This is a genomic window from Actinoplanes sp. NPDC048791 (assembly GCF_040650095.1).
Classification (GTDB): Bacteria; Actinomycetota; Actinomycetes; order Mycobacteriales; family Micromonosporaceae; genus Actinoplanes.
In genome coordinates this window covers 1-5,598 of sequence record NZ_JBEZGQ010000557.1, presented here as the reverse complement: position 1 = coordinate 5,598, position 5,598 = coordinate 1, and the positions used below count along the sequence as shown (strand labels likewise).

Genomic DNA, 5,598 nt, shown 5'->3' with positions numbered 1-5,598 from the left:
CGGCACGCCGGCCCTCCCCGGATGCTGACCGCCGCGCTGGCCGCATACCGCCCCAAGCCCCCGCACGTGCCGGTGCAGGAGAAGCTGGTCCACGGGCGGCCGGCCGCCGTCCTGGTCGCCGAATCGGCCGGTGCGGCGCTGACAGTCGTCGGGTCCCGCGGCCGTGGCGGGTTCGGTGGCCTGCTGCTCGGTTCCACCAGCCAGGACGTCCTGCACCATGCGTCCAGCCCCATCGCGATCGTCCGCGCCCGGCAGTCCCGCCGTCGCGGCGCCACCACGCGAGCCCAGGGCAGCGCGCCGGACACCGGCGACCTGACCGCGGTGACCGCGCCGGCCGCCGAGCCGGCAGAAACCGGTCCCGACGCCACCGGTCCGCCGCCCTCGTCGTTCGGTAAGGCCCTGTTCACCGGCCGGCTGCCCGCGACGATGGTGATGCCGTACCCCCGGCTCGGCCCTGACGAGCAGGGCCGCGTCGACACCCTCATCGCGGACGCCCGTGACTTCCTCGACACCACCTACGACCCGGACAAGGTCGAAAAGCAGCGGTGGATCGGCGACGACATCGTGCGCGGCCTCGGCGAACGCGGCCTGCTCGGGCTGTATGTGGCACCCGCATACGGCGGGCAGGGACTATCACAGACCGGCTACTGCCGGGTGATGGAGGAATTCGGCGGCTACGATGCCAGCCTGTCCGTCGTGATGGGTGTGCACCAGTCCATCGGCATGAAACCGATCCACCTGTTCGGCTCCGACGACCAGAAAGCCCGGTTTCTGCCCGAACTGGCCGCCGGCCGCAAACTCGCCGGGTTCGCTCTGACCGAACCCGGCGCCGGCTCCGACATGCGCGCCATCACCACCTGCGCCCAGCGGCAGACCGACGGTTCCTGGCTACTCAACGGGGAGAAACGCTGGATCGGCAACGGCGGCAAAGACGTCGTGTGCGTCTTCGCCCGCCACCACCCGCACCCAGTTCGGCGGACCCCTCGCGGAGTTCGAACTGGTCGAAGACAAGGTCGCCTGGATGACGACCTATCTGTACGGCTTCGAGTCGATGGCCTACCTGACCACCGGTCTGGTCGACGCCGGCGTACCGGACTACTCCATCGAGTCGGCCATGCCAAGATCGCCGGCAGCGAGTTCTACTGGTACGCCGCCAACCGGCTCTTCCAACTCCTCGGCGGGCAGGCCTACATGGCTGACTCCCCGGCAGCCAAGGCGCTACGCGACAGCCGGATCTTCCCCATCTTCGAAGGCTCCAACGACGTCCTGCGCTCCTTCGTCGCCCTCGCCGGATTGAAAACCGTCGCCGACGAGGTCGCGGACCTACGAGGCCTCAACCTGGCCGACCCGATCGGCGGCATCGGTGTGCTCGCCGACTACGTCGGCCAACGCGTCCGGCGCCGGCTACGACCCGACCGGCTCGACACCGCCCACCCCACCCTCACCCGCCACGGCGACCGGGTCGCCGAACAGGTCGGCCAGTTACGTGCTACCGCCGAGAAGCTGCTGCGCATCCACGGCAGCGACATCCAAACCCAGCAACGCCAGCAGAAACGGCTCACCCACGCCGCCACCGACATCTACGCGCAGATCGCCACCATCTCCCGCACCACCGCCCTGCTCGACAACCAAGGCGTCGAAGCGTCCGGGCAGGAACACGCCATCGCCACCTCCTTCTGCGACCGCGCGGCCACCCGCGTCGCCGAACAGTTCGACCGCATCGACGACAACGACGACGCCCAAACCCACGCCATCGCCCGACTGACCTACAACCGCGGCGGCTACACCCCACGGCTGCCCTGATACCTCGGCTGCACCACAACCGTGGGCTCGGAGCAACACTTCCCGCACCGATCAGTACGACGCAACCCGCGACTGCTCCTCAAGCGTCTGAGATGCCCCGCAACCGGTTGCGGCAACCGACCTCGAGCGTCATCGGTCGCGCAACTGACCAACCGGAACCGTCCCCGATCTGGAGGCAGAGATGAGACACCGTGACATCGTCGTCGGCATTGACGGCTCGCAGCAGAACAGGGCCGCGGTGCGGTGGGCCGCCGCCGAGGCCCGGCGACACGACGCCCCACTGAAAATCCTCACCGCCTACTCATGGAACGGGCCGGCCGAAGCGCTCGGCGGCGTGGGAGAATTGCCGGATGTCATCGCTCAACAGTTCGACCAGATGGCAACCGCAGCCGCCGCCGAGGCACGAGCCTTGGAGCCGGGCATCGACGTTTCGGGCGCCGCCGTGATCGGTGACCCGGTCTCAGTCCTGCGGCAAGCCAGCCGCACGGCGGCCATGCTCGTGGTGGGTAACCGAGGGCGCGGCGGTTTCGCCAGCCTGCTGCTCGGCTCGGTCGGCCAACAGGTCGCCGCCCACGCGACCTGCCCCGTCGTGGTCGTCCGCGGCCAACGTGAAACCCCGTCCGGCCCGATCGCGGTCGGGGTCGACGGCTCGGTCTCGGCGCAACGGGCCCTGGCGCTGGGGTTCGACCAGGCGCAGCGGCACGGCTGCGGGCTGCTCGCCGTTCGCAGCTACCCGCCGCCGATGCCACATTATGGAATGGCTGTGCCGCCGCTGCCCTACGACCCGGAGGCGGCCTCGCGAGACGCGGCCGGCGACCTCGACGCCACGCTGACGCCGTGGCGGGACAAGTACCCGGCCGTGCGGGTGAAGATTCTCGTTGAGCCCGGCAGCCCTGCGCAGAACCTGATCGACGTGTCCCGCGAGGCCGCCCTGGTCATCGTGGGGAGCCGCGGCTATGGCCCGCTGGTCGGCAGCCTGCTCGGCTCCGTCGGCCAGCAACTCCTCTACCACGCCGACTGCCCGGTCATGATCGTCCACCCTGACCAGGAGACGTGACGAGGAGCGTCCAGGGCATCCGCGGGCAGCTTACGCCACCAATCCTGACCCGATCGCAGCGGCGCGCCACCGTTTGCCGTGCCACACGGACGATCCACCCGGACAGCACGGCTAACCCCGGGCGTCGCGCGGGTCCCAGTGTCCAGTAAAGAGGAGTCCGACAATGACCGGCGCCATACCAACGAGCTCAGCCTCGATCACCGAGGTATCCACCGTCCGAATCCTCGTGGGCTACGACGGATCACTATCGGCCAATGCGGCGATCGAGGTTGGCGCGTCCCTGATTCCTGGGGCGCAGGCCTGGATCGGTCACCTCTGGACGCCGCCGTTCGCGAGCGACGCGCTACGCCGACGGTTGTGGAGAGGCGCCGCCGCGGTCAATGAGTTCGTCGACGCTATTGAACGGGAGGGAGCGGCAGAGGCGAATCGGCTGGCCGCGACGGGCGTCACCCTCGCCATCGCCGCCGGCTGGAACGCGCAAGTGCTGGTCGAACGAACCTACGGCGGCGAAGGTCTGCAACTCACCCAACTCGCCGAGAAACTCGACCCCGACGTGGTGCTGATCGGCTCACGCGGGCTGGGCGGCGCCAAGGCAGTCCTGGGCAGCGTCTCCGACACGGTTGTGCACTACGCCGCACGCCCGGTTCTCGTCGTTGCTCACCCTCTGCTGATGGCCGAGCGAGCAGATGCGATCGACGGGCCGGTCATCGTCGGCTGGGACGGCTCCGCCGGCGCGCAGGCGGCACTCGAGGCGGCGACCCGGCTGTTCCCCGCTCGAACCTTGGAACTGGCCAGCGTCGACCAGGGCGACCGGAACCCGCCGCCGGTCAGCGGCCAGGAGGTGATCTCGCTGGCGGCGGAGGGACGCCATGCCACGGCAGCACGGACGGTGGCCGAAACGCTGTCAGAACAAGCGCGTCGGCGTCACGCGGCAATGATCGTCGTGGGTTCACGGGGACGGTCCACGGTACGCGAAACCCTACTCGGCAGCGTGGCAGTGTCCACCTTGCACCACGCTTACCGGCCGGTCCTGGTTGTGCCTCAAACAGCGTCATCGGACACAGCCGCACGCGCCGACGCCGCGTCCTGAGGACTGCGGCGTGAGGGCGCGGCGCGGGCAACAGCGGTACCACACCACGTGGCACGCTCGACCATCCCGCTAGCGGATGCCGGCGTACCACGTGATTTCTGGCCTTGGGCCGCTCGGTTGGTCGAAAATACCTTCCAACCCGGCAACCGACATCCATCCGGGCGCCTGGTGCTACCGCCGACTCGACGCAGCGGCGTCGTTCACCGGCCATGTGCCCGTCGGCAGCGGATACGTGCACGTCGGCCGGCTCGCGACGGTCCGCCATCGTCTGGGCGCGGACGGGCCGCGACCGGGAGCTTGACGAGACCCGGGCGACCTGGGTGGAGCGCACCTTCTCGCTGAACTTCGGCTACAGCTGGTCACCGATAACGTCGAACGACGCCGGGTAGGGGCCCGCCTCACTCCCGTACCGTCCCCCTGGCTCTCCACCTCGGCGTGGCGACCCACGTGCGAGGAAAAGCATTTCCACCATCCTCATGTGGTCTTTCCACAGCGACATGACGATTACATGACAGTGAAAGCCAATAATTGATTCCAATGTGGTCAGCGGAACTTCGGTGGTCGAAACGCCCCGGCTGTGTCACGATCGGAGTATGGATGTGGTGTTGTGGGTTTTTGCCGCTGCGGTACTCGCCGTCGCGGAAATCTTCACGGCCACTCTCTTCCTTATCATGTTCTCGGCGGGTGCGCTGGCGGCCGCTGCCGCAGCCGCACTCGGTGCGCCCGTGCCCCTGCAGGCCGGTGTGTTCGTAGCGGTTTCAGCGCTGACCCTCGCCGCGGCTCGACCGGCACTGCGTCGTCACCAGAGCAGGCCTGACCCGGTCGCTATGGGCGCGGAAGCGATGCAGGGCGCCGCCGCCGTCGTCTTGGAGCAGGTGGACGCCGAGCGAGGCATGGTGAAGATCGACGGTGAGCTGTGGCAAGCGCGTTCTCTGGAAAGTTCCATCACATACCCTCCTGGCGAGCGAGTCAGAATTGCGGAGATCAGCGCGGGAACCGCGTTGGTCTGGCGTGACGACCCGTCGAGCATGACCGATTTCCGGTCCTAGCCGGCGCTTCAACATATGAAAAGGTGGTTTACGTACATGGATGCCGTCGCCGGTGTCATCGTTGCTCTTATTGTTTTGTTCGCCGTCGTCGTCCTGATGAAAGCCGTCCGTATCGTTCCGCAGCAGCGGCACGACGTGGTGGAGCGGCTGGGTAAGTACAAGCGCACCCTGTCCCCGGGGCTCAACCTGCTGGTGCCGTTCATCGACACGGTCCGTACCAAGGTGGACATGCGGGAGAACGTGGTCAGCTTCCCGCCGCAGCCGGTGATCACCTCGGACAACCTGGTGGTCTCGATCGACACGGTGCTCTACTTCAAGGTCGTCGACCCGGTGCGGGCGACGTACGAGATCGCGAACTTCCTCCAGGCCATCGAGCAGCTGACCGTCACCACGCTGCGTAACGTCATCGGCTCGCTCGACCTGGAGCGGGCCCTGACCAGCCGCGAGGAGATCAACCGGCACCTGTCCGGGGTGCTCGACGAGACCACCGGCCGGTGGGGCGTCAAGGTCACCCGGGTCGAGATCAAGGCGATCGAGCCGCCGCCGAGCATCCGCGACTCGATGGAGAAGCAGATGCGCGCCGAGCGGGACCGCCGCGC

Annotated in this window: 5 protein-coding genes and 2 pseudogenes; all 7 read left to right on the top strand. The window is 68.1% G+C overall.

Annotated features, from left to right (window positions below):
* Positions 1-21: 21 nt before the first annotated feature.
* Positions 22-948, top strand: a pseudogene (locus tag AB0C29_RS30945) (acyl-CoA dehydrogenase family protein); the annotation flags it as partial.
* Between the two features lie 49 nt (positions 949-997).
* Positions 998-1,224 (top strand): annotated as a pseudogene (locus AB0C29_RS30940) (acyl-CoA dehydrogenase family protein); the annotation flags it as partial.
* Positions 1,225-1,365: 141 nt separating this feature from the next.
* Positions 1,366-1,803, top strand: coding sequence for a hypothetical protein (locus AB0C29_RS30935; protein ID WP_360827531.1), 438 nt, complete (start codon positions 1,366-1,368; stop codon positions 1,801-1,803).
* 181 nt (positions 1,804-1,984) lie between these two features.
* Positions 1,985-2,860 (top strand): universal stress protein, encoded by an 876-nt coding sequence (locus AB0C29_RS30930; RefSeq protein ID WP_360827528.1) that lies wholly within the window; start codon positions 1,985-1,987, stop codon positions 2,858-2,860.
* A gap of 163 nt (positions 2,861-3,023) precedes the next feature.
* Positions 3,024-3,950, top strand: coding sequence for a universal stress protein (locus AB0C29_RS30925; protein ID WP_360827525.1), 927 nt, complete (start codon positions 3,024-3,026; stop codon positions 3,948-3,950).
* A gap of 593 nt (positions 3,951-4,543) precedes the next feature.
* Positions 4,544-4,999, top strand: coding sequence for an NfeD family protein (locus AB0C29_RS30920; RefSeq protein WP_360827522.1), 456 nt, complete (start codon positions 4,544-4,546; stop codon positions 4,997-4,999).
* A gap of 36 nt (positions 5,000-5,035) precedes the next feature.
* Positions 5,036-5,598, top strand: a 563-nt coding sequence (locus AB0C29_RS30915; RefSeq protein ID WP_360827519.1) for a paraslipin, incomplete at its 3' end; no start/stop codon positions are given.